The following is a 25,212-nucleotide window of genomic DNA, read 5'->3' as shown; positions in this document are numbered from 1 at the left end:
TCTGTGTTTTCACGAATTGAGTGCTTGGCATACTGGGGGCGTCCATGTATGAGCAAGCTTGCTTGCGCTGGGCTGCGCAGCGGCCCCAAAGGCTGGCGGTGGGTTTGACCTGAAAGGACGCGGTGGGTGGGAGAGGGCTGCTGCGCAGCCCAGCGCGGGGCAAGCCCGCTCACCACAGAAGTCCTGCTCGGCAAAAGAACCCACTCAGCACAAGAAACCGCTCAGCAAAGATTGGTGGCACCGCGCTTCCCTGTGGTGAGCAAGCTTGCTTGCGCTGGGCTGCGCAGCGGCCCCAAAGGCAGGCGCTGAAGTGTTACCTGTTATTCGAACTTATCGATGCGTGTATCGGCGTAGAAAAACTCGTTCTTGTCCGTGCTCGATTCGTAGAAGTAGGCGTAATCATTCAGGTAGTACACATGTTCGACGCGGTTGTACTTATCGTCATCGGTGCGACATGCCAAGGCCTTGGCATTCCCCAGCAGGTTGGGGTTGAGTTCGCGGGCCGGCAATTCGCGTTCGACGACGCAGCGGTTGATCTGCACCTTGTTATAGCTGCCCACCAGGCTGTTGAGTGTCGAGCGGGTGGTCTGGTAGACCACGGTTTCGCCGACCGGCAGGGCCTGCCAATTGCCGGTCAAGCTCAACTGCGTCAAGGTCGAACTTTCCGCCATGCCGGTGCCGCCGTAGGTTGTCTTCGACACCAGCGAGACCAGGTTGCGCCAGCTCACCGACTGGGACTCATAGCCTTCGCCGCGATGGACGATCTGCAGTTGACCACTGGCCTTGTCCTGGCTGATGAAGTGCTCGCTGGTGCTGTTGGACGTCTTGCCTTTGAGAGTCGATGTGCCGGTAAAGTGCACGTACTTCAAGGTACGCGCCGGCTTGTCCTGGTTGAAGGGCGCAAGCGCGGCCAGTACCTGGGGATGCACCGACGACAGGGCGATGATCGCCGGTGCTTTCAGGCGCGGCTTGAAGGGTTCCAGCGTGGCGATTTTCTCGGGGGTGACACACACGGTATTGAACAGCCGCGCATAGTCGGCGTCGCCGCCGGCGATAGGCTGTGGCGTGGGGAAGCTGTCGACCCGGCCATCGCTCACGCGGTTGCGCACGTCCAGATCGTAGCCGGCCAGCTCCTTGTATGTGCCATTGGCGCAAGACACCGCAAAGTGCTCGCGTTTTTGCGCATAAGGTGCGTCGTAGGGCAGGTCGTTGAGCACCGTCGGGTTATCGAAAGCGGCCCAGAAACGGGTTTCTCCCTGCACGGTCTTGATGCTGGCAGCGTCGAGCAGCACCCAGTTGTCGCGCTCATCTTTGCTGACCAGGCGCCAGTCGGGCTTGGGCGTTTCAGCACAGGCGCGGACAAATGTCTGGTTGGCGGCCAAGGTGGCATACAGCGTGTCAGACAGCTTGCGCGCCTCGGTATAGCGCCCGGCTTTGAGCGGGTACACGCGTTGGGAACCATCGAGGTACAGCAGGTGCAATTGCTTGGACGAGCACGCCGCTTCGAACTGCATGGTACGCCGCACGCCGCCGGTAGCGTCGGGCATCAGCAGCTCGAAGCTGAGCAAGTCGCCTTCGCGCACGATGCTGTTCTCCACCAATGGTTGAGCCAGGGTGTCGGCGAGCATCTGCTCGACTTTGCCGGACTGGGTGGCACAACCGGACAGGGTGGCGATGCCACCGGCCAGCAACACAGAAGTCAAAACGCGCACAAGAACCTCATTGAGTCCATTCGGGGATGCCAGGGTGACGGCCGCCGGGGGTGAATCTTTAGGTTTTTTTCACGGCCGCTTCGATGGCAGCAATGTCGATCTTGCCCATGCCCATCATCGCGTCAAAGGCACGCTTGGCGGTGGCCGCGTCGGGGTGGGCGATCGCCTGGGTCAACGCCCGCGGTGTGATCTGCCACGACACTCCCCACTTATCCTTGCACCATCCGCAGGCACTGGCCTGACCGCCGTTGTCGATGATCGCGTGCCAATAGCGGTCGGTCTCGGCCTGATCATCCGTGGCCACCTGGAACGAAAATGCCTCGGTTTGAGGAAATATCGGCCCGCCGTTCAGCCCCAGGCACGGGAGGCCCATCACGGTGAACTCTACCGTCAGCACATCGCCTTGCTTGCCCGACGGGTAGTCGCCCGGCGCTTTGTGTATGGCGTCTACGCTGCTGTTTGGAAACGTCTTGGCGTAAAAGCGCGCCGCCTCTTCGGCCGTGCCGTTGTACCAGAGGCAGAGGGTGTTTTTGCTGGGCATGATCGTTCTCCACAGTGAAGGGGTGGAGATAGTCTAGACCACGTACTTCAAGCCCTGCGGGCCATCAGCAGCACGGATGCCGCCGCCGACAACAACCCCGCGCAACAGCGATTGAACAGCCGTTTGCCCCGCGGCTCGGCAAACCAGCGACGCAGATGCAGGCCCATATAGGCGTAGAGGCAGATGGCAATCCATTCCAGTCCCAGGAACAGCGCTCCGAGCACGGCGAACTGCGCTGTAATAGGCTGGTTGGGCACTACAAATTGCGGGAGGAAGGCGGTGAAAATCAGGATGGCTTTGGGGTTGCCCGCCGCAACCAGAAATTCCTGACGCGCCAACGCCCACGTACCGACTTTGGTGGTTGCTGAGTCTACTGGCGCTTCGGGATTGGCGCGCCATAGCTGAAACGCCAGATAGAACAGATACGCCGCGCCGAGAATCTTGATCCCGTAGAACAACAGCTCCGAGGTTTGCAGCACCACTGCCAAGCCCGCAGAGGCCAGCGCGATCATCGCGGCGAATGCCAGCAGGCGGCCGACGCCAGCCAGGCATGAGGTGCGATAGCCGTAGCGGGTCGAGTTGCTGACCGACAGCAGGTTGTTCGGGCCGGGCGCCATGTTCAGCGCAAAGCAGGCGGGGATGAAGAGGGCGAGGGTGGCGAGGTCCATGGCGGCTCCAGGTGCAGGTGAGCGGGCAGCGTTGAGGATAAGGGCAGGTGGGCCGGCCCGACAATTGTTTGAAGACCTTTCAGGTGGGTAACTGCAAGCCGTACCTCACCTCTCCCAGCTTGACGCCACCGCGCTCAAGCGCACGCTGGCTGCCGATTTCCTCTATACAGCCCACCCGGCGATAAAAACGCCGAGCCCGTTCGTTACCGCTCAGGACCCAAAGTGTCAGGCGCTCAAACCCGTGCGCCTTCAGCGCTCGCACACCGGCGTTCCACAAGGCCAGCCCGACGCCGGTGTGCCAATGGCCGGCGGCGACGTAAAGGGCTTCGACCTCACCCACATTGCCCCCGACACAATCTTCGTCACGGCTGGCGCCCACGCAGATCCAACCGACAACCTGCTCGTGCAGTTGCGCCACCCATACGCTCGATTCTCCCAACTCAAGCGCGCGCCGCCAGTGGGATTCACGACGAGCCAGGGTTGCGTCCAGTGAATCCAAGTAGTGGGCAGGCATCAGGTCACGATAGGCGTGCTGCCAACTGTTGATATGCACCTGGGCAATGGCCCGAGCGTCAGAGGGCAGTGCTTTGCGAATCATTGATCGGCTCCTGGTGCGGACACGTATTTCTAGCGGGGTATTTCAATAGGCCGTCCGTAGATGACGGAATAACGCGGGCTTGGGGCAAGCACTACGCGCAGTTTCAGGACTGTGACGCTGCTATCAGTACTGCAAATTTGCCTGGTTATCACCCCACTTGGGGCGCGGTTCAGGGTATCGTGCCGCCAACTTAACGAAGGGACGCGACGTTTCGATGAACAATAAAATGGTTACTTATGCCGCTGCAGCGGTGGGTTTGGTCGTGGTGGTGTCTCTGGCCACCAGTTGGTTCACGGTCGATGAGACCGAGCGGGGTGTGCTGTTGCGTAACGGTGCGATGGTAGGCGTGGTGGAGCCGGGCCTGTCGTTCAAGCTGCCGTTCATTGAGTCGGTGCGGTTTATCAGCATTCAAAGCCAGGCTACCCAGTACGCCAATCTCCAGGCGTACAGCAAGGACCAGCAGACCGCCAAGTTGCAGGTCTCGGTGTCCTGGCACATCCCTACCAGCGATGTCGCCAAGGTGTACACCAGTTACAAGGACTTGGATGGCGTGCGCGACCGCCTGATCGCCCGTCAGGTGCCGACCCAGGTGGAAAACGTATTCGGCCAGTACAACGCAGTGTCGGCGGTGCAGAATCGCGGCAAGTTCGTCGCGGATGTGACCAAGGCCATCCGCGATTCGGTAGTCGGGCCAGTGGTGATCGACGGCGTACAGATCGAAAACATCGACTTCAGCGATGACTACGAGCGTTCGATTGCCTTGCGCATGAAAGCCGAAGTTGAAGTCAAAACCCGCGAGCAAATGCTGCAGACCGAGCAGGTGCAGGCGCAGATCCGGGTGACCCAGGCCCAAGCCGAGGCTGACTCGCAATTGGCCCAGGCCAAGGCGGATGCCGAGTCCACGCGCTTGCGCGGCAACGCCGAAGCCGACGCGATCCAGGCCCGCGCCAAGGCCCTGGCCAGCAATCAGAACCTGATCGAGTTGACCAAGGCCGAGCGCTGGAACGGCGTACTGCCGACCACCATGCTGCCAAACAGTACGGTGCCGTTTATCGACGCCAAGCCGGTCGATCGATAATGTTTTGAATGTGGGAGGGGGCTTGCCCCCGATGGCGCCCGGACTGCCGACCACGCTCACGACTCAGCTGCATTCATTCAGGGAAACCCCTCACATGACCTTGCTTGCCCGGCCTATCGATCCACCGCCAGAAAGCCTGATCCGTGACTGGTACGCGAACGCGCAGTTGCTTGATAGTTTTGTCGTGCCTATCGACGCGGCTGACGTCTCCATCAATGACCTCGTCGTACGCGCCTTGGGTTCGCCGCCTGCGTGGTTCAAGGTGCTGATAGCGATCCGCGATGGTGTGATGGGGCCGTTGGGCGTGCGGACCTCCGGCGAGGTGCGTCGCACCCATTCGGATAAAGCCCATATCGACTTTTTCCCGGTGCTGGAGCAGACCGCTGACGAGATGGTGCTGGGGGAAAATGACAGCCACCTGGATTTTCGTCTTTCGCTGCTTCGACGGCGCGACGAGCAGGGTGAAGTGCTAATTGCCACGACGGCAGTACACACCCACAACCGGCTGGGGCGTATCTACATTCTGCTGATTCGCCCGTTTCACAAGCTGGTGGTGCGGGCAACGCTGATGCGTTGCCGCCGTCAGCGCTAGCGCCGGCGGGGGGCCGCCGACGCGCGTTGCCTGGAGCCTCAGAAACTGTACTTGGCCGTCAGCATCATGTTGCGCGGGTTGCCGTAGGCATCGCCGCCGTAGCTCGCGGAGTTGGCGATGGTGGAGTAGTAGCGCCGGTCGAAGATGTTGTTGGCGTTGACCTGCAGGTCGAGGTGGTCGTTGACCTTGTAGCCGGCCATCAAGTCGGTGACGGCGTAGGCGCCTTGTTGCAGGCGGTAGGTGCTGCCGTTGGCCAACGGGATATCGTTGTACAGGCGGCTCTGCCAGGAGATGTTGCCGCCCACCCGCAGTTTTTCCAGCGGACCCTGGAAGTTGTAGCGGGTGGTCAGCTTGAACAGGTGTTCCGGGACGTCGGTGTCGAACTGTTTGTTGACCGACTGCGGCTTGGCGTCGTCCTTGATGGTGTGGGTGCGTGCGTAGGTGTAGCCACCGCCGACCTGCCAGTTTTCGGTCAATGCGCCTTGCAGTTCGAAGTCGATACCCTGGCTGCGGATCTCGCCGGAGGCTTCGTAGCATGAGGCCTGCGGGCAGTTCGGCACCACCACCTGCACGCCGCGGTTTTCCTGGTCGATGCGGAACAGCGCAACGCTAGCGTTCAGCGCGCCGCCCAGGTATTCGCCCTTGATGCCGACCTCATAGTTCTTGCCGACAATGGGCTTGAGCGGCGCGGCGCCGGTGTCCTTTTCTTTTTGCGGGGTGAAGATGTCGCTGTAGCTGACGTACACCGAGTGGTGATCGTCCAGCTCGTAGATCAGGCCGGCGTAGCGCGTGAGGTTACGGGTGACGTGGAAGTCGCCGTCGCCATCGCGGTTATCGTAGTCGTACCAGTCCAGGCGCCCGCCAAGGATCAACTTCAACGGGTCGGCCAGGCTCAGGCGCGTGGTGACGTAAACGCTGTCCTGGGTGGTGACTTCGCGCTGGTTGTTGGTGTGGACGAAATCCGGCTTGCCTGCGGTGAGTGGCCAGTTGAGGTCGTAGGGGCTGTAGTTGTGGGTGGTCATGTCGTAGATGCGCTTGCTCGCGCCGACCACCAGTTCATGGCTGCGCCCGAATGCCTGGAACGGGCCGCTGACAAAGGCGTCGACCCCGGCCTGGTTTTCGTCGTACTTGGCCTGGTACACCGTACGTGCCAGGGAGTTGTTGACCCAGCGCGATTGGTACGAGCCGGAAAACAGAGCATTCTGTTCGGCATAGTTGGCGTTGACTTGCAGGTTCCAGTCATTGGCCAGGCGCTGGCGCAGTTCGGCGAAGACCGTGTTGATTTCCTGATCCTTGTTTTCCCAATCGGTGCCGGGGTTGTAGGAGCGCGGCAGGTCGAGGTGATGGCCGTCCTGGCCGATCATCGAGGCGCCCCAGAAGTAGTTGGTTTTGTCCTTCTGGTTGGAGAAGCCCAAGGTCAGGGTGGTGTCTTCGCTCAGGTCGGCTTCGGTGACAGCGTAAAACAGGCCGTGACTGTTTTCGGCCTTGTCGATAAAGCTGTTGGCGTCGCGGTACGACGTCACCACTCGGCCGCGCAGGGTGCCGCTGTCGTTGAGCGGGCTGGAAGCGTCGAGTTCGCCGCGATAATCGTCCCAACTGCCGGCTGCGCCGGTGAGGGTAACTTTCTGCTCATCCAACGGACGCTTGCGGATCATGTTGATGGCGGCTGACGGGTTGCCCGCGCCAGTGACCAGGCCAGTGGCGCCGCGCACCACTTCAACGCGGTCGAACATCGCCAGGTTCGGCTGCGCACCCACCGACGCGCCGTTGTAGCCACTGGGGATGCCGTCATACATCAGGTTATCGATGTCGAAGCCCCGGGAGGTGTAGGTCTGCCGACCAGGGCCGTCGGAGTAGTTCAGGAACAGACCAGGCGTGGCGTTGACCACGTCGTTGATGCTGGTCATCGCCTGGTCGTCCATGCGCTGACGGGTGATCACGGTGACGGCCTGCGGGGTTTCGCGCAAGGTCAGTGGCAGCTTGGTTGCGGTACTCATCGAGCCGGTGGTGTAGGACTGGGTGCCTTCGGTGGTCTGGCCCAATTGGCCTTCGCCGGAAATTTGCGTGGCGCCCAGTTCCAGCGTGGTGGCCGGTGCTTCTGCGTCGGCGGCGTAAGCCGCGTGGGTGGTGGCCAGACAGACCGCCAGTGTCATCAGACTGAGTGAAAAACCATTGCCGCCGTGTGATTGCACAGACATGAAACTGACTCTCCCCGAGTGCCGTCCGTGGCTAATAAGAAATATGTTGAGAACTATTCGCGTTAGTTTGGCAGAATCAGTCTGTAGGAAAAAGCCTTAGGGAAGAATTAGTTAACGAATTTTTCACATGTTGGTGGGTGGCGTTTGGCCGCTATCGAGATGGAAAGGGCGCGAACCGCAGTGGTCGCGCCCTTGTTTTGAGAGGATTGAGATCAGCCGGTTTGGCGCCTTCAGGGCGCCAGTCGGGTGAACACATAGTCGTGGTCCTTCACCAGTGCCTGATGACACGCGAAGCAGGTTTGATGCTGTGCCTCATCGGCCGGTTGGCCGTTGATGAAACGGCCAAAACCCCAGCCGCCGGTGGCGGCGTATTTCTTCGAGTCCTTGACCATAAATTGCAGAGTGGTCGCCGCGCCGGGAATCGATGCGCTTTTGAACACCGGTGACGGTGTGTGCTTCCACGCCAGCTTGGCCAGCACGGTGCCGTCGGGGAAGGGCAGCTTGCCGTCACGGTAGGCTTTGAGAGCTGCGCTGTTGCCCAGCACCACGCGCAGTTCGTTGAGTGGTTCGGCTTCCTGGGCCGGCGCCACCAGTTCCCATTGACGATAGCCGTCGGGAATGATGACCCCGTAGATCGGCGAAGCCGCGCCCTCGGCCAATGCCAGGCTGCCGGCGCCGCCGGCCAGGGTGAGGGCGGCGATACACAGGCGCTTGATCACAAGTGATCCGCGTCGATTACCGCTTTGGCGAACGCGTCTGGCGCTTCCTGCGGCAAGTTGTGGCCGATGCCGCCGTTGATCAGGCGGAACTGATACTTGCCGGTGAACCGTTTGGCGTAGTCTTCGGGCGCCGGGTGCGGAGCGCCGTTGGCGTCGCCTTCCAGGGCGACGGTGGGTACCTTGATCGCGGGCGCCTTGGCCAGTTGCTGTTCCAGCGGCTCGTATTGGGCCTCGCCCTGCACCAGTCCCAGGCGCCAGCGGTAGTTGAACAGCGTGATTGCCACATGATCGGGGTTGTCCAGGCCCTTGGCGCTGCGCTCGAACGTGGCATCGTCGAACGCCCACTTTGGCGAGGCGGTCTGCCAGATCAACTTGGCGAAAGCGTGGGTGTTCTTCTGGTAACCGGCGGCGCCGCGCTCAGTGGCGAAGTAGAACTGATACCACCACTGCCGCTCGGCTTTGGGCGGTAATGGGTTCTGGCCGGCGGCTTGATTGCCGATCAGATAACCGCTGACCGACACCAGCGCCTTGACCCGCTCCGGCCACAGCGCCGAGACGATATCCGCCGAGCGTGCGCCCCAGTCATAGCCCCCCAGTACCGCTTGTTTGATCTTCAGCGCGTCCATGAAGTCGATCACATCCTTGGCCAGCGCCGCCGGTTGACCGTTGCGCGGGGTGGCGTCCGACAGGAACCGCGTACCGCCGTAACCTCGCGCATAGGGGATCAGCACGCGGTAACCCTTGGCCGCGAGCAACGGCGCCACCTGCGCATAGCTGTCAATGTCATAGGGCCAGCCATGCAGCAAGATCACCGCCGGGCCATTGGCAGGGCCTACCTCGGCGTAGGCCACGTCCAACAGACCGGCCCTGATGTGCTTAAGTGCGCCCAGGGCAGAGGAGGGCTCGGTTTGCATCGGTGTGTTCAGCTCGGGCATTTCGGCCCGAGCCAGGCTGACCATGCCCAGAGGCAGCAGCGCCAAGGCCAGGACCAGGGGGTGGCGTGTGAAGCGACGGGTCGACGGGGTATACATGGTGAGCCTCCTGCGGCGGGATAGATACCTGGCGCACAGTTGAACGCGGGGCTGTATCTGGCCTGTTTCAGCAAACTCGCCGGGTCAAAGGTTATGTATCGCAGCGGGCCCTATACACACTGCGATACAAAGGCGCGGTCAAAACTCCATGCGCAGGCCCAGCGTGCCTTGGCGCCCATTGAAGGCATTGCTGTCCAGATTGCGGTTGTAACCGACCTCGCTGTACAGGCTGATGCCTTTCGCCACCCTTAGGCTGGCGCCGACGCTGAGGCCCAGGGTGGTGGATTTCTGCTCGGTGTCGATGCCCGTCAGGTGGTCAAAGGTGACGGTGTTCTGCCCCGCGCTGGTGTGCCACACATTGGCCCGAGCATAGGGTTCGAAGGGCATGCCGCTGACCTGGTATTTACCCCGCAGGCGTACGCCCAGGCGCGTGGTGACGCGGGTATCGGCGTTGAAAGACACATCGGAAACCCCGTCGTTCTGCCGATCCAGCTTGGTCTTGCCGATGATCACCTGAGCCTGGGGCTCTGCAATCCAGGTGTCGTTGATCGGCAGCGGCCAACCGACTTCGGCGGAGGCGGTGACGTCGTGGCCGCGGGTCTTCATCTTCACGCCACGGTCCGATTCATTGTGGCCGTCGAAGCGCGTGCCCATCAGCACCAGATCCAAATATGCCTGGTTGGCGCCGATCAGCGTCCAGTACACGCCCAGACTGTCGCCGCGCAAGGTGGTGTTACCGGTGTCCTGGTCCTGGCGCGCGTCACTGAAGCCTTTGACGTCGCCCTTGAGGGTGCTATGTCCGACGAAAAAGCCGGCCCGCTGCTGCAAGCCGTTGTCGAGGACGCCGGCGTAGACATCGGTGCCCACCTGGAATCCGGACACGGAACTGTCCAGCGTTGGGCTGACGGTGCCGGTGTAGCTTTGTCGGCTGCTGTGGCCATATACCCGGCCCCAGCCGGCCGCGAAGGCGCCGGTTTGCTGTTGCTGAAGCTGGTCGCCCAGGCGTTCGTGATAAGTGCCCAGCATGGCCTGAACGACCTGTTGCACGGCTGGGAACAACACGGCATAGACCGACACTTCGGGGCGGTAGATGGGCAGCGGGTCGACTCCGGGGTTCGGTGGCAGCGGCGGCTCGCCAGGGATGATGCCCGGCAACGGGCCGATAATCACCGGGTCGATCGGCACCGGTGGGATGGTCGAGCGCAGGTAATAGTTTTCTGAGGTGCCCGCCGTGACGCCGCCTTTGAACAGGTAGTAATCAAAGGCGCCAGCGGACACCGGTTTGCCGAGTGTAAATGCAGTACCGCTGCTGGTGGCACCGTTGAGGGCCTGCACCACCTGGATGCCATCCTGTAACGAGGCCGCCCCTGTGCCGCCCAGGTTGGTGACGTTGATCAGCGTATTGCCCTGCATCGTGCCCTGGCTGACCACCAGTTTGTCGCTGGGCGAACCGTCGCCGCCCAGCTTGCTTTGCAACAGGAGCTGCCCACCATTGCCGGTGTAATTGCCATTGATGGTCAAGCTGTCGGCGGTACTGGAACTGCCGGTGCTCATATCAATGGTACCGCTGTTGGTGACATTGACGGCTTGGCCGTCGGTGAACGGCGCGATCACACCGGTGTTCACCAACAGTTGACTGGCACCGTCGATTGTCAGTTTGCCGGTGCCTGTGGCGCTGTCGCCCAAGGTGAGCGTGCCGCCTAGTGTCAACTGCGAGCCATTGTCCAACTGGATGGTTTCCCAATTGGGAAACAAGCCCGGATCGGCGGCCTTGGTGTTGTCCAAGGTCAGCGTGTCATTGCCAAGGCCACCGTCGATCAGTTGGGCAGGGGCCAGTTGTGCGTTGACCAGACCTTTGAGCAGCGCTTTATCGTCGCCATCGGCCAACAGTACGAAAGAGTGCAGATTGCCTCCCGACCACTCGAAAGTGTCATTACCAGCGCTCATCAGTATGCGTCCGTTGACGTCGCCACCCGAGACTTCCACCCTGTCATCGCCGCCGCTGACGCTGATATTGCCCCCCACGAAGGCGGTACCCGAAATCTTGATGAGGTCTTTGCCGAAACCTGTCACCAGGTTGCCAATGATTCTGCCCCCGGACATATCGAACGTATTGTTATCCAGCTTCATGTCGACGCGGCCGATGCTGCCGCCGGACATCAAGGCGTAATCCCCATCTTCGAAAGCACCGGTGATGGTGCCGCCACTCATGCTGAACGTGTCGAATCCGTCGCCCTGAGCGAGCGACGCGACAGTGCCACCGCTCATTGCAAAATCGTCGATGCCGGCGCCCTGAGTGAAGGCTCCTCCCACGTTGCCGCCGCTGATCTGTGCTATATCCCGGCCCCCGCCCTGGCTGACCGAGCCGCTGATATCGCCGAGGATGGAGCGGAAGATATTGCTGCCGTCACCCATCGAGAGGTTGCCCGTGATACCTGCGGTAGGCCCGTTAATGTCAACCAAGTCGTTGTTGGCGCCGAACGTCACGTTACTGGTGAGTCGACCCGAGCCGCTGATGTTGAGGGTGTTGTTGCCCTCGTTATCGGTATAGCCCGGCGCGCTGCCGCTGTCGCAGGTGGAGATATCGTCGCCCGCCGTGTTGTTGATCGAGCAGGCGCCCTGAGCAGGCGGGGGCAAGGTGATCAGGGCAAAGGTTGAGACAATGCCCAAGTACAGCCAGGAACGTGTCCGTGTGCGCATGATCCGTCCTCATTCGAGAGGGGCTTGCCCCATTCGCCTGAAGGCTAGGGGCGGGTCATGCCATGACAACGGGATGAGCGATACGAGGCAGGGAATACGGGTTACCTGTTCGAAAACACCGGCCAATGCAAGGGGTTGGCATGGCTTTCTCGACTGCATCTGAGCTTGTGCAGTTTTTCCCACCTTAGTCACACATCGCGTCAGGCGCCACTGTCATAAATAACAGGTATAGACGAGTGTCTGGCTAGGCAAACACAATCTCATAAGGCTCGCGCATCCGCTCCAGCAACACCTGCGCCAGTATCGGTGCCAGGCCAATCTGCGGGTCGCCCGCCAGCTGGCTGGCATAGGCATGGGCGGCATGGAGTTTGCGCGCCACGCTCCAGGTGTCCAGGCGCACTTTGCGCGCGCGTTGCCAGGGGATCATCGCGCTTTCAGCGGCCGGCCAATGCCAGGCCCAGACGGGCACCTCATATAACCGCGCACCCACCAGGTCGCAGGCTCTGGCCGCAGCGCGCCCGACGCTGTCGTGGTCGCTGTTGCCATCGTTGCACCAAGTGGTGAACACCACGTCGCCAGGGTGCAGGTAACGCGCGATAAATTGGCTTAGTTGCGGTTCACGGGCGGCCAGGGCGTTGTCGCTGAAGCCGCCACGGATCCACTTCAGGCTGTGCAATGGCATGCCCAAGCGGCGCAAGGCTTCAGCGCTTTCCTGAGGCCGCACCACGCTCAAGCGGCTAGCCGGCCACACTTGGGAGCCGGGGTGGCTGGCGCTGCCATCGGTCATAGAGATGAGTTGCAGCGGGTGTTCCAGGTTGCTGAACAGTTGCAATAAACCACCGCAGGTAAGAACTTCGTCCCCAGGGTGGGGCGCGATGATCACTACGCGGGCGCCGGGGGGCACCAAGGTGGACGGCGCGACCGGGGTAATTTGCGCCAGCTGCGGCGCACTGTTCCAGATTTGCGGAGGGCCGCGACGGCCTTCGCTCAAAGAGGCAGGCTTCATGGGTGTCACATCCTTGTCGGTTGATGCGCGGTCGTCAGCCGTTGACGGCACGACTCTCTTATTGTCACCACAGACTCCGCCGTGGTGGGTGCTTGGCAATCCAACCCTGAATTACCAGCAAGGCGTCATCAGCATAGACAAGGTTGCGGCGCTTTTCAGTGAGGCCTCAGGTTTTTTTCAGGTAACCGGCAGCAGTGTTTTTAGAAAATCGCCGAAACCGCCCCGGGCGCGGGCGTCCAGGCGTGCACTGGTGATCACTTGCGGGCGGTGGCTCCACGCGATGGATGCCCCGCAGCGCTCAAGTTCACGTACCAGATGTACGTCTTCATGGCAGGCCAAAGGCTCAAACCCTCCGGCGCGCACATAAGCACTGGCGCTTACCCCAAGGTTGGCGCCGTGGATATGCCGATGGCCGTCCCGTGCTTCGTAACCCTGGTGATAACGAATCTGGGCGGCCGGATCGAAACCCTCGCTCCAGGCATCCACCGTGACCGTGCCGCATACCGCGTCTACGTTCAACGCCAACTGCGCGGCCAACCAGTCCGGTGCCACGCGGCTGTCGGCGTCGGTGCAGGCGATCCAGCGTGCGCCTTGATTCAACAAATGCCGCGCGCCGACGCCACGGGCATGCCCGACATTGCGCGCCTGTACCTCCAGGCACTGCACGGGGTAAGCCTGGGCGATGGTGGCGCTGGCGTCGCTGCAGCTGTCGAGCATGACCAGCACCTGCACGGGTTCGCCCAGCAATTCCGGGTGCCGCGTGGCAATCAACGCGGCATCCAGGCACTCGGCCAACAGCGCTTGTTCGTTATGCACCGGGATCAGAATGCCGATCATCGCAAGCCCTCAAGGGTGGCGACCGAGGTACCGTCACGGCTCCACAGGTCGAGGAGAAAATCCTGTTCTGGGTGGCTGGCCACACGGGGCATGCCCAGGCGTTGGTCCAACATGGCATGCACCTGCTCGGCGGTTTGCGGGCAACCGTCGATGGGCGGGCGCCAATGGCAGGCGAGGATCTGCCCGTCGGCAGTCAGGCTGGCCAGCGCGCACTCGATCACGCGGCCCAAGTCATCGGCGTCCAGGTAGTAACACAGTTCGCTGAGCACGATCAGGTCGAATTGGCCCGCCGGCCACTCTTGCGGCAAACGGCCTTGGTGCACCTGGGCATGGGTAAATCCGAGCAACCGAGTACGCGCCAGCGCCACGGCGGCCGCGGCGGTGTCGCAACACAACAAACGATCGCCGCGCGCGGCCAGCTCAACACTCAGCTCACCATTGGCACAGCCAGGTTCGAAGATCGAGGCGTAGCGCGGCTTGGTCAGCAGGGCCAGGGTGAGGGCGCGTTTACGCCGCTCGTACCAACGCTGACGAAAGGCCCAGGGGTCATCATTGTCGGCGAACAGTTGATCGAAATACCGGGTGGCCACACTCATACGAATACCACTTCAAAGGGTTGCAGCAAGCGTTCCACCACATAGGGGGCCAGCACCGGCGGCAAGCCGATCTGCGGATCACCCTCCAATTGGCTGGCGAACGCATGGATGGCGTGACGCTTGCGCGCCACCTCTGCACAGGTCAGGGGGATTTTGCGCGCGCGGTGCCAGGGCACCAGGGCGTCTTCGGCGGTTGCCCAGTGCCAGGTCCATACCGGCAACTCGTACAGTCGCGCGCCCACTGCTTCGGCGGCTTTGGCGCTGGCGCGGCCCACCGCTTCGTGATCGCAATGGCCGTCTTCGCGCCACGTTGTGAACAGCACGTCGGTGGGCTTGAGATAGCGCTGAATAAACCCCACCAACTCGTCCTCCCGCGCTGCTACCTGGCTGTCGCTGAAGCCTGCGCGCAGCCATTTGAGACTGTGCAGCGGCACCCCCAGGCGATGCAGGGCCTGGGCCGACTCCTGCGGGCGCACCACGCTCAATCGCTCCACCGGCCAACGTTGCGAGCCCGGGTGGCTGGCGCTGCCGTCGGTCACCGAGATCAACTGGATCGGCCGCTCCAGCGCCGCCAGGCCCTGCAACAGCCCGCCGCAGCCCAGCACTTCGTCGTCCGGATGGGGCGCGATAATCACCGCGCGATGGCCTTCCGGGACCAATTCCTCAACGCTGATAGGGGGCAACGCCGCCAGGCGCGGTGACGTCTGCCAGTGCTGCAACGGCGTGCCCTGGCCGACAATCGGGTTGGCTCTCATAGCTGCCACCTCTCGCTGGATTGGCCGGCGACCCATTCGCCCAGGGCCGCCAGGTCGCGTTCGGCATGACTCTGGCGCACGTACACCGGCAGATCCGCCATCAATTGGGCCATGTGCGGGTCCTGGCAATACGGCCCGGCACCGACTGCACGGCCGACATGGCAGATCACCTGCTCGACAGTGTCCTCGATGCAGGCGCGGGTCTGTTGGGCCAGCTCCCTGGCATCGGCCTTGGGGGCGCGGTCGATGCGTTCGGCGGCATTGCGTAACACGCAGGCGGCGGCGTGTAGCGCACTGTCCACCGCGCCCAAGTGCGCCAGGGCATGGGGCTCGGCGCGCCGCGCACAGTGTTGCTGCAGCACTTTGCCCAGTTGCTGCGCCGCGCCGTACCAACACGCCGCGATACCGACGCCGCCTTGCCAGAAGCCGGGGCGGGCGAGATAGTCGCCAGGCCCACCCACGGCAACAGCGCTGGCATTGTCGAAGACAACCTCGACACTGCCGGTGGCCGCCATGCCCACGGCATGCCAGCCTTCATCCGTCACACACACGCCCGGTTGTTGCATGGGCACCGCCACCAATTGCTGGCGGTCCTGCTCATCCCAGGCGGTCAATAATCCATGACTGACCACCGCCGCGCCGGAGCACCAGGCTTTACGCCCGTGCACCCGCAAGCAATGGCCGTCGTTTTGTACACGCACCTTGGCCGTGGGCGGTTCGGCGGCCCATGTGCCCCAGGTACTGCCATGGGGCATCGGGGGGCTGCCGAGTTCGGCCATGATCGCCAAGGCATCGGTGTGGCCTTCGAACAACTTGCACAGGCGCAAGTCGTGCGCGGCCACGTCGGCCAGACGCCTGAACCGCTCCAGGGTCTGGCCGCCGCCGGGTAGCGGCAACCGGTCCAGCCCTTGGGCCACCAAGGCCCTCAGGGCTGCGCCGAGCGCCTTGGTGTCGGCATAAGCACGGCCGCTATCCAGGCTTCCCTGCCAGTTCATTTCACACCTCGTCGTCGCGCTGCAATTCGAACAGCAGCAGTGAGCGGCCGGTTACGGCGTACTCGTGATCGAAGTTAAAGCGCTCCTGAGCCTTGATGGTCGTGTCGTTGGTGTCCAGCAGGCAGGTCCAGAACTCACCTTCGGGCACCGGCGGCAGACGGAAATTGACCATGTCGTGGTGGGCATTGACCACCAGCAACAAGGTAGCGTCGGCGCCAGCGCGGCGGATACCGGTTTCCTGAGCGCGGCCATCCATCAACATGCCCAGGCAACGGCCATTGCTGTCCTGCCATTGCTCGGTGCTCATTTCGTTGCCATCCGGCGCCAGCCAGGTGACGTCTTTCACGCCGATGTCTTCGTTGTAATCGCCCACCAGGAAGCGGCCACGACGCAGGATCGGATAGGCCAGGCGCAGCTTGATCAAGCGCTTGACGAACTTGAGCAGGGCTTTGCCGTCGTCATCCAGGTCCCAGTTGACCCAACCGATCTCGCTGTCCTGGCAATAGGCGTTGTTATTGCCGTGCTGGGTGCGGGCGAACTCGTCACCGGCGACGATCATCGGCGTGCCTTGTGCCAGCAGCAGGGTGGCGAAGAAATTACGCATCTGGCGCAGGCGCAGGGCGTTGATTTCCGGGTCGTCGGTAGGGCCTTCGACGCCATGGTTCCAGGACAGGTTGTTATTGCTGCCGTCTTGGTTGTTTTCGTCGTTGGCTTCGTTGTGCTTGTCGTTGTACGACACCAAATCGTGCAGGGTGAAACCGTCGTGGGCGGTGATGAAGTTCACCGAGCTGTACGGCCGGCGCCCGCGATGGTTGAACATTTCGCCCGACGCCGTCATACGCCCGGCGAAGTCCGCCAATTGGCCGTCATCGCCTTTCCAGAAGGCGCGCACGGTATCGCGGAAACGGTCGTTCCATTCCACCCAGCCCGGTGGGAAGTTGCCCACTTGGTAGCCGCCGGGGCCGCAGTCCCAGGGTTCGGCAATCATTTTCAGCTGGCGCAGTATCGGGTCCTGACGGCAGGCCACAAGGAAGCTGTGGCGCTCGTCGAAACCGTCGCGATAACGCCCGAGAATCGTCGCCAGGTCGAAGCGGAAACCGTCCACATGCATTTCCGTGGCCCAGTAGCGCAGGGAGTCGGTGACCATTTGCAGCACGCATGGGTGGCTGAGGTCGAGGGTGTTGCCGGTGCCGGAATCATTGATGTAGAAGCGCTTGTCATCGGGCATCAAGCGATAGTAGGAGGCGTTGTCGATGCCGCGCATGGACAGGGTCGGGCCACGCTCGTTGCCTTCGGCGGTGTGGTTGTAGACCACGTCGAGGATCACTTCCAGCTTCTGCTCGTGCAGGTGCGCGACCATCTCCTTGAACTCGGCGATCTTGCCGCTGGCCAGGTAGCGTGGGTCGGGGGCAAAGAACGCGATGCTGTTGTAACCCCAATAGTTGGTCATGCCTTTTTCCAGCAGATGCTGGTCATTGACGAAGGCGTGCACCGGCAGCAGCTCGACCGAGGAGATCCCCAGTTGGCGAATATGCTTGAGCACATCGTCTTCCATCAGGCCGGCGCAGGTGCCGCGCACCGATTCGCCCACGGACGGGTGACGCATGCTGATCCCGCGCAGGTGGGTTTCATAAATGATCGTGCGGTCCCATGGCACGCGCACCGGCTGGTCGTTGCCCCAGGTATGGGCCGGGTCGATCACCTTGCACTTGGGCACGAAGGGCGCGCTGTCGCGTTCGTCGAAGCTCAGGTCGTCATCCGGGTGGCCGATGGTGTAGCCGAACAGCGCTTCGGACCATTTGAGTTCGCCCACCAGCTGCTTGGCGTAGGGGTCGATCAGCAATTTGTGGTGGTTGAAGCGGTGACCGTTGGCCGGATCGTACGGGCCGTATACGCGGTAGCCGTAAATCAGCCCGGGATGGGCGTCGGGCAGGTAACCGTGAAAGATTTCGTCGGTGTATTCCGGCAGCTCGATGCGCTCCAGTTCGACTTCGCCGCTGTCGTCGAACAGGCACAGTTCGACCTTGGTGGCGTTGGCTGAGAACAGCGCAAAGTTGACGCCCAGGCCATCCCAGGTGGCGCCGAGGGGGAAGGGCAAACCTTCACGAATCCGCGACGGCTCATTGCCCGGCGTCGATGGGGTTTTATCCGGTTTGCTCATGGTGGTGTTGCTCCTGCAAGGGGTCTTTTTTCGGGCCGAGAGCGGCCGTGCTGACGAATTTTCAGCGAACGAGATCAAATGTGAAGTTAAACCCCCGCCGACAGCGTCGGCGGGAGGGTTGGGCGTCGAAAGGCTGGTTACGGCTTGGGCTTTTTCGGCGCCGCAGGTTTCTTGGTCGCCGGTGCGGCGGGCTTGCTTGCTGCCGCAGCGGGCTTGGGCTTTGCCGCAGGCTTGGCGGTGGCTTTAGGCTTGGCGGCCGGCTTGGGCTTGCTCGGCGTCAAGGCTTCGGATTCGGCCAGCTTGCGCGCCATCTCCCAATGACGTGCGTCCTGACCATGGGGCTTGCCCTCGGACTCCCAGATCTGATGCGCCAATTCGCGGATACGTTTGTCTTCAGTGCTCATCGCAATGCTCCTCACAGAAAATGTTCAGCTTTCTTGATCATCAGAATTGATAAAGACATTGACCGGGAATTCCCCCAGGGCAGTGCTGATCAACAGCTCCTTGTCTGGTGTGACTGCGCCCGTTTGAAAAAGTCCCTTCCAGTTTTGCGTTGACGCGGCGAACGGTAATTTCACCCGGGTATCGCCCCAAACCTGCGCAGGAATCCGGGGCTGCACACCGTTTTCAAGCAGCGCATGGGACCAGCGTGGCACCACCACCACCAGTTGTTTGCCCTGGTGTTCGCGGCTGAACGCCACCACGCGGTCGGCGTGTTGACCGAGTACCTCCAGCGGTGTGTAGCTGCCGTGGCGGAACAGTTCGGGCTGGGCGCTGCGCAAGCCCAACACCTGGGCAATCAACGCCTGCTTGATGCGCCCGTCGTGCCAGTGGGTCAGCAGTTGATCGGTGCCCGACGGGGTGTTCAGCGCTTGTTGCCGTGCGTTGAAGTCCACCGGACGACGGTTGTCCGGGTCCACCAGGCTGAAGTCCCAGAACTCGGCGCCCTGGTACAAGTCCGGTACACCCGGCACCGTCATGCGAAGCAAGGTTTGCGCCAGTCCATTCAGGGCGCCGGCCGGGGCGATGGCTTGGGCAGCGGCGGCAATCGCGGTGCGCAACGGGCGACCGGCTTCGGTCAACAGCAGGCGCGACAGGAAGGCTTCGACCGCTTGTTCATAAGCTTCGTTGGGCGCGCTCCAGCTGCTTTGCAACTTGGCTTCGCGCAGGGCTTTTTGTTGCCATTGCCACAGGCGTTGTTGGTAAGTCTCCAGCGACGCGCCAGGGTCCAGATCCAGTGGCCAACTGCCCACCAGCACTTGATAGAGGATCAGCTCATCACCGGCCGACGGCGCGCAGGCGTCGTCGCGCAGCGGGGCGGCCAGACTGCGCCACTGTTCAACTTGAGCCACATACCACGGCGCGCACTCACTGAGCACCGCCAGGCGCGCACGGGTGTCTTCGCCGCGTTTGTGGTCATGGGTCGCGGTGGCCAGCAGGTTGTCCGGGAACGCCAGCAGGCGCTGTTGGTTGACCTGATGGAAGTCGGCCAACGGAGCACTGAATTGCTCGGTACTGAAACCCACATCGTTACGCGACAGCAGCACCGCCGAACGATAGAACGCGGTGTCTTCCACCGCCTTGGCGGCGGCGGGGGAAGTCAGCTGCTGGAAGCGCACGCAGGCATGTTTGAGAATCTTGCGCTCGCGCCCCACCGGGCGATCACGCCACGGCTGGCCGCCGAGCCATTTTTGCAGGTGCTCAAGCACCGGCCAGTCGCCTTCGCTCAACGTGCTGCGCGCGCCGTCCATGGCCTGTTGGAACACCTTGTCATCGGCGGCGCTGCGGCCACGGGCGCTGATGTAGGTGCGGTACACCGGGAAGTGCACGATCAACTCCTGCAATGCACGGCGGATGGCGCCGAGGGTGAAGTCGCGGGTCATTACGTCGTCGCGCGCCACTTGCAGCAGCGCCTGGGCCACGCTTTCGAAATCGCCGCCCAGGGAGCCGTTGAGGATCTGTTGGCGTGCCAGGCGGGCCTCTTCGATAAACGCCGCAGGCCGCTCGCTCAGGCGCGTCCACAGCTCGGCCAGGGGCTCGAAGCCTTCGGGCTGGTGCTGCAACAGCGACAGCTGATTCATGAATTCGTAGCCCGTGGTGCCGTCCACTTGCCAGTCTTCGCGCAGGGTTTCGCCTTCGCCGAGGATCTTCTCGACAAAAATCGGCAGGTGCCGCTCGGGGGCCAACGTATCGACCCGGCGGCGCAGCTTGCGGCAATAACCGCGCGGGTCGGCCAGGCCATCGATATGGTCGATGCGCAGGCCATCCACCAGGCCTTGGCTGATCAGCTCGAAAATCTTGCCGTGGGTGGCTTCGAACACCGCGCTGCGCTCTACGCGCAGGCCGCCCAATTCATTGACGTCGAAGAAGCGCCGCCAGTTGATATCGTCCGCCGCCGTGCGCCAGCTGGCCAAGCGATAGGCTTGCTGCTCCAAGAGTTGGTGCAGGCGTTCGAAGCCCTCGGTTTGGCGACCGTCAAACTGGGCCAAGCGCTGCTCGATGGCCGGCAGTACCTCGGTGGCCCGCTCGGCCAGGGCCTGTTTGAGCCAGGCGGCTTCGGCGTAGGCATCGTCCTGATAGGCCAGGGCAGCGAAACGGTCCGCCAGTGGTTTGAGCGGTTCGTCGTTGCCCAGAATCAACGCGTAATCCCGTGGGCAGATCGGGAAGCGATGTTCGTAATGCTCGACGTAGAACGATCCGTGGTCAGCCTCGAAATGCAGGGTCAAGGTGCCACTTTGCAGGGCTTCGCCGTAGTCGCTGCCCAGGAACGGCATCAGCAATTGGCCTTTGAGCAGCGGGTCGGGAGAGTGCCACTGGATATCGAAAAATTCGCTGTAGGGGCTCAAACGCCCCCATTCGAGCAGGTCCAGCCACCAAGGGTTATCGGCGCCGCCCACGGCCATGTGGTTAGAAACGATATCCAGAATCAGGCCCATGTCGTGTTCACGCAGGGCCGCGACCAGACGGCGCAACGCGTCCTCACCGCCCAGTTCAGGGTTGACCCGGGTCGGGTCGACCACGTCGTAACCGTGCATGGAGCCGGCGCGCGCGCTGAGCAACGGCGAGGCATACAGGTGGCTGATACCCAGTTGGGCAAAATACGGCACCAGCGGCACCGCATCGTCCAGGGTGAAACCTTTATGGAATTGCAGGCGCTGAGTGGCGCGCAAGGGCAGTGCTTTCATCGGTCACGCTCATAGGCTTGGTTACGCGCGACGGCCAGCAGTTCGAGGCGACGCGCGGCGCCGGCGTTGTCGAGCAGGCTGGCGGCCTCGCCCGGCAGGCGGCGGCGCCAATTGGGATGGGTATCGGTGGTGCCGGGCAGGTTGGCTTGTTCTTCGATGCCCAGGGCATCCTCCAGCGGCAACAGCACCAGGGGCGCGCGGGTGTGGCCCAGGTAGCGCACGCTGGCGTCGATCATATGGTCGGTTTCGTTGCGGATCTCATCGACGAAGTTCTGCGGGTCCTGGCTCAGGGCTTGGCGCAGCGCCTGGCGTTCGCGCAGGCGATGTTCGCTCCATTGCTCCACGGTGGGCGCGTCGATCAGGCCGAGCTGGATATTCCAGTCGATGTCGCGGCTGTGCCACCAACCGTTGAGGGTCGGCAGGTCGTGGGTGCTGGTGGTGGCGAGGGCGTTGTCGGGCCAGTCGAGGATCGGCTTGAACTGGCCGTCGTGGCCTTGTTCGAACAGCAGCACGCGCATGCCGAGTATGGCGCGGCCGATGAGTTTTTCGCGCAGGCCGTCGGGCACGGTGCCCAAGTCTTCGCCTAGCACAATAGCCTGGTGACGATGGGACTCCAGCGCAAGCAGACGCAGCATGTCGTCCACAGGGTAATACAGGTACGCACCTTCTTTGGGCGAGGCGTCCATGGGGATCACCCACAGGCGTTGCAGGCCCATGACATGGTCGATGCGCAAGCCGCCGGCATGGGCGAAGTTGGCCCGCAGCATTTCGATAAACGCACGGAATCCGTGGCGCTTGAGGCCCTCGGGGGAGAACGCGGAAATCCCCCAGCCCTGGCCGGCACGGTTGAGGATGTCGGGCGGCGCCCCCACGGTGAGGTTGGCCAGCAACTCGTCCTGGCGACTCCAGGCCTGGCTGCCGCCGCCGTCGGCGCCCACCGCCAGGTCAGCGATCAGGCCAACCCCCATGCCACTGCCACGGGCCGCTTGTTGGGCGCGCTCCAGGCAACGCGCGATCAGCCATTGGGCAAAGGCGTAGAAGCCGACCTCTTCGCGGTGCTCTTCGGCAAATGTTGCCAGCGCCGGGCTTTGCGGGGTGCGCCACTCTGCGGGCCAGTGGCGCCAGTCGAGGCTTTCACCAGCGGCAGCGCGCATGGCTTGCACCGCTTCGAAGCGGCAATGGTTTTCCAGGGCCTCGCCGCCGGTCTGACGGAAACTCAGGAAGTCAGCATGTTGCGGGTGATGGCCGTGGCGGAAATCTTCATACAGCGCACGCAGCAAACGCTGCTTGGCCTGGGCGGCGGCAGGCCAGTCGATCAGGTCGAGCTGTTCGAGGTCGTGCAGCTCATCGGCGATGCCCAGGGCTTCGATGGCATTGCACACTTCGCGCTCGCCGAGGATGCAGGCCGGTGAAGCGTACAGGCTGTTGAGAAACAGCCGGCTCGATGGCGAATACGGGCTGTATCGCTGCGGGTCGGCGCTGAACATCGCGTGCATCGGGCTGATGGCCAGGGCATCGGCGCCCCGCTCGGCGGCTGCGCGGGCCAGGTGTTCCAGGGCCAGGGTGTCACCAAAGCCACCATCGTTGAGGCGGCGCAGGCTATAGAGTTGCGCACTGATGCCCCAAGCGCGGGCGGGTTGGCAGTCCACCGCTTCGGCCACGCTGTAGCAGTGGGTGGGGGCCACGGCCAGGGTGAACGTCTGGTCGTTGATCTGCACTTGGTGATAACCCAAGGCAATCACGCCGGGCAGCACCGCGTTGCCGTCCAGCCGCAGCTCCAGGGTTTCGCCTTGCTCCAAGTGCACGCGGCACAGGGTATCTGGTTCGAAATAGCGTGCCAGGTCCAAGCTCTCACCGCTGTCGACGGTCAACAACGGCGGCAGATGCTTGCTCAGCTGGGCCTGTTCCAGTTCGTCCAGGCTGGCTTCGATTTCGGCATCAGTGTCGGCCGGGTGGCCAAGACCTTTGAGCACCGCGCGCAGGGCGTCGGGTTGTACGTGTTGCGGGCGGCCGTTGGCGTCGATCCAATCGACGGCCAGGCCCGCGCGGCTGGCGAGGATTTCCAGTTTCGCTTCGCTCAAGGGTGTTCTCCAGCAGGGGATAGGGTGACGCGTGCGCTGTACGGCGGCAGGTGTGTGCTGTCGCCGGCGGGCGTTGCAAAAATCAGGTGCGGCGCCGTGGAATGTTCCAAGGCAGTGGCACTGAGGTTCAGATCGATCTGCAACACGCTGCCGTTACCCAGACGCCAGCGCGCGCTGACCGCTGCGTCGCCAAGTACCTGGGCACCCAGCGCCACACTGCCAGGCAGGTGCGGGACGATATGGCGATGACGCAGGCTCAACAGCTCGCGGTAAAACGCCACATGGTCTTGGTCGGCCAGGGTTGGCATGGACTGTTGCAAGGTCGACAGCGCATTCGGGTCCGGGATGTGTTCGCGGCGTTCAGGGTCCTGGAACGCGGCAAAGTCGGCAAATTCATTGCGCCGACCTTCACGCACCGCTTCGGCCAGCTCGCCGTGATGGTCGGTGAAGAACAGGAACGGCTCGGCGGCGTTGGCTTCGTCGCCCATAAACATCAACGGAATCATTGGCGACAGCAGCAGCAGGGCGGTCGCGGCCTTGAGCGCCTGGGGCGGGCAAAGCTGGTGCAGACGTTCGCCGAGGGCGCGATTGCCGATCTGGTCGTGGTTTTGCAGAAACGCAACGAAAGCAGTCGGCGGCAGACCACCGCTCGGCTCGCCGCGGGCATGGCCATGGCGAGTGGTGTCGCCCTGGTAGATAAACCCTTCACCCAGGCACCTTGCCAGTTTGGCGGTAGGGTCTTGGGCAAAGTCGCTGTAGTAGGCATCGGTTTCGCCGGTCAGCAGTACGTGCAACACATTGTGGAAGTCGTCATTCCACTGCGCATCGAAGTCGTGCTTGAGCAGGCTGGCCTGATTCAGCTCGTTTTCCAGCACCAGCCACACATGACGGCCGGTATCGACCTGCTGGCGCACGCGCTGCGCCAGTTCCTGCAAGAAACCGGGGTTATCGATGGCGTGCACGGCGTCCAGTCGCAGGCCGTCGAAACGGTATTCGAGCAACCACATCAGGGCGTTATCAAGAAAAAAGTCCCGCACTTCACGGCGCTCGAAATCAATGCCGGCGCCCCACGGGGTGTGCACGTCTTCCTGGAAGAAACTTGCCGCGTACTGGCCCAGGTAGTTGCCATCGGGGCCGAAGTGGTTGTAGACCACGTCAAGGATCACCGCCAGGCCGTGTTCGTGGGCGCTGTCGATCAGGTGTTTGAGTTGCTCCGGGGTGCCGTAGGACGAGTGCGGGGCATACGGCAGTACGCCGTCATAGCCCCAGTTACGTTCGCCAGGGAACTGCGCCAAGGGCATCAGTTCAATGGCGGTCACGCCCAACTCGGCCAGGCGCGGTAGGTGTTGCTCGACGTTGGCGTACCCCCCCAGGGCGCCGACGTGCAATTCGTAGATCACCGCCTCGTGCCAGGGGCGGCCTTGCCAGTTGGGCTGGCGCCAGTGGTAGGCCAGTGGGTCGACCACCAGGCTCCAACCGTGAACGTCCGAGGCCTGGGCCCTGGACGCTGGATCGGGCACATCCTGCTCCCCGTCGATGTTGTAGCGATACCGGGTGCCCGCCGGGCACTTGATTTCAACTTCGAACCATCCATCGGCCTGGGGCAGCATGGCGATGGATTTACCGTTTTCCAATTCAACGCTGACATAAAACGCGTCTGGCGCCCACAAGGCGAAACGCGTGTGTTGCGCGTCCAGCATGATTGCGCCGTGGGGCCAGGTTTCCAGAGTCCGTAACGGCATCTATAGAGACCTCCCTT

The 25,212-nt window shown here is 62.6% G+C and carries 20 protein-coding genes; 2 read left to right on the top strand and 18 right to left on the bottom strand.

The window, feature by feature from the left end:
* Positions 1-320: 320 nt before the first annotated feature.
* From QRN41_RS05450 to QRN41_RS05435, 4 genes are all read right to left on the bottom strand, one after another.
* Positions 321-1,712 (bottom strand): hypothetical protein, encoded by a 1,392-nt coding sequence (locus tag QRN41_RS05450; protein ID WP_285421288.1) that lies wholly within the window; start codon positions 1,710-1,712, stop codon positions 321-323.
* Between the two features lie 58 nt (positions 1,713-1,770).
* Positions 1,771-2,253 carry a VOC family protein gene (locus QRN41_RS05445; RefSeq protein ID WP_167417054.1) on the bottom strand — a complete coding sequence of 161 codons (483 nt, stop codon included), beginning with the start codon at positions 2,251-2,253 and terminating at the stop codon, positions 1,771-1,773.
* A gap of 47 nt (positions 2,254-2,300) precedes the next feature.
* Positions 2,301-2,921 carry a LysE family translocator gene (locus QRN41_RS05440; protein WP_123479867.1) on the bottom strand — a complete coding sequence of 207 codons (621 nt, stop codon included), beginning with the start codon at positions 2,919-2,921 and terminating at the stop codon, positions 2,301-2,303.
* 79 nt (positions 2,922-3,000) lie between these two features.
* Positions 3,001-3,519 carry a GNAT family N-acetyltransferase gene (locus QRN41_RS05435; protein ID WP_285421287.1) on the bottom strand — a complete coding sequence of 173 codons (519 nt, stop codon included), beginning with the start codon at positions 3,517-3,519 and terminating at the stop codon, positions 3,001-3,003.
* Between the two features lie 226 nt (positions 3,520-3,745).
* Here QRN41_RS05435 and QRN41_RS05430 point away from each other — a divergent pair, with 226 nt between their 5' ends.
* Positions 3,746-4,597, top strand: coding sequence for a prohibitin family protein (locus QRN41_RS05430; protein ID WP_502941874.1), 852 nt, complete (start codon positions 3,746-3,748; stop codon positions 4,595-4,597).
* A 94-nt stretch (positions 4,598-4,691) separates the two neighbouring features.
* Positions 4,692-5,189: a DUF2867 domain-containing protein gene (locus QRN41_RS05425; RefSeq protein ID WP_285421285.1), complete on the top strand. Its 498-nt coding sequence runs from the start codon at positions 4,692-4,694 to the stop codon at positions 5,187-5,189.
* A gap of 38 nt (positions 5,190-5,227) precedes the next feature.
* Here QRN41_RS05425 and QRN41_RS05420 read toward each other — a convergent pair whose 3' ends face one another.
* From QRN41_RS05420 to treZ, 14 genes are all read right to left on the bottom strand, one after another.
* Positions 5,228-7,387, bottom strand: a complete 2,160-nt coding sequence (locus QRN41_RS05420) for a TonB-dependent siderophore receptor (RefSeq protein ID WP_167417056.1) — start codon at positions 7,385-7,387, stop codon at positions 5,228-5,230.
* A 230-nt stretch (positions 7,388-7,617) separates the two neighbouring features.
* Positions 7,618-8,103 (bottom strand): cytochrome P460 family protein, encoded by a 486-nt coding sequence (locus tag QRN41_RS05415; RefSeq protein WP_502941873.1) that lies wholly within the window; start codon positions 8,101-8,103, stop codon positions 7,618-7,620.
* Positions 8,103-9,137, bottom strand: a complete 1,035-nt coding sequence (locus QRN41_RS05410) for an alpha/beta fold hydrolase (RefSeq protein WP_285421284.1) — start codon at positions 9,135-9,137, stop codon at positions 8,103-8,105. The genes QRN41_RS05415 and QRN41_RS05410 overlap by 1 nt, the downstream gene beginning before the upstream one ends.
* A gap of 138 nt (positions 9,138-9,275) precedes the next feature.
* Positions 9,276-11,837, bottom strand: a complete 2,562-nt coding sequence (locus QRN41_RS05405) for an autotransporter family protein (protein WP_285421283.1) — start codon at positions 11,835-11,837, stop codon at positions 9,276-9,278.
* A 244-nt stretch (positions 11,838-12,081) separates the two neighbouring features.
* Positions 12,082-12,843 carry a PIG-L deacetylase family protein gene (locus QRN41_RS05400; RefSeq protein WP_285421282.1) on the bottom strand — a complete coding sequence of 254 codons (762 nt, stop codon included), beginning with the start codon at positions 12,841-12,843 and terminating at the stop codon, positions 12,082-12,084.
* Positions 12,844-13,020: 177 nt separating this feature from the next.
* Positions 13,021-13,680, bottom strand: coding sequence for a glycosyltransferase family 2 protein (locus tag QRN41_RS05395; RefSeq protein WP_285421281.1), 660 nt, complete (start codon positions 13,678-13,680; stop codon positions 13,021-13,023).
* Positions 13,677-14,276: an SAM-dependent methyltransferase gene (locus QRN41_RS05390; protein WP_285421280.1), complete on the bottom strand. Its 600-nt coding sequence runs from the start codon at positions 14,274-14,276 to the stop codon at positions 13,677-13,679. Before QRN41_RS05390 ends, QRN41_RS05395 begins: the two co-directional genes overlap by 4 nt.
* A complete protein-coding gene (locus QRN41_RS05385; RefSeq protein ID WP_285421279.1) occupies positions 14,273-15,031 on the bottom strand; it encodes a PIG-L deacetylase family protein in 759 nt (252 codons plus the stop codon). Before QRN41_RS05385 ends, QRN41_RS05390 begins: the two co-directional genes overlap by 4 nt.
* Entirely contained in the window at positions 15,028-16,026 is a 999-nt protein-coding gene (locus QRN41_RS05380; RefSeq protein ID WP_285421278.1) for an acyl-CoA dehydrogenase family protein, read from the bottom strand. Before QRN41_RS05380 ends, QRN41_RS05385 begins: the two co-directional genes overlap by 4 nt.
* A 1-nt stretch (position 16,027) precedes the next feature.
* Positions 16,028-18,187, bottom strand: a complete 2,160-nt coding sequence (gene glgX, locus QRN41_RS05375) for a glycogen debranching protein GlgX (protein ID WP_047883020.1) — start codon at positions 18,185-18,187, stop codon at positions 16,028-16,030.
* A gap of 137 nt (positions 18,188-18,324) precedes the next feature.
* A complete protein-coding gene (locus tag QRN41_RS05370; RefSeq protein ID WP_034098099.1) occupies positions 18,325-18,591 on the bottom strand; it encodes a DUF2934 domain-containing protein in 267 nt (88 codons plus the stop codon).
* Between the two features lie 24 nt (positions 18,592-18,615).
* Complete coding sequence (locus QRN41_RS05365) at positions 18,616-21,372, bottom strand: malto-oligosyltrehalose synthase (RefSeq protein WP_285421277.1); 2,757 nt, start codon at positions 21,370-21,372, stop codon at positions 18,616-18,618.
* Complete coding sequence (gene malQ, locus QRN41_RS05360) at positions 21,369-23,453, bottom strand: 4-alpha-glucanotransferase (RefSeq protein ID WP_285421276.1); 2,085 nt, start codon at positions 23,451-23,453, stop codon at positions 21,369-21,371. The genes QRN41_RS05365 and malQ overlap by 4 nt, the downstream gene beginning before the upstream one ends.
* Positions 23,450-25,195 (bottom strand): malto-oligosyltrehalose trehalohydrolase, encoded by a 1,746-nt coding sequence (treZ, locus tag QRN41_RS05355; RefSeq protein WP_285421275.1) that lies wholly within the window; start codon positions 25,193-25,195, stop codon positions 23,450-23,452. Before treZ ends, malQ begins: the two co-directional genes overlap by 4 nt.
* Positions 25,196-25,212 lie beyond the last annotated feature (17 nt).

The sequence above is a fragment of the Pseudomonas sp. efr-133-TYG-23 genome, from assembly GCF_030209215.1.
Lineage (GTDB): Bacteria > Pseudomonadota > Gammaproteobacteria > Pseudomonadales > Pseudomonadaceae > Aquipseudomonas > Aquipseudomonas rhodesiae.
This window is presented reverse-complemented; position numbering and strand designations above follow the sequence as displayed.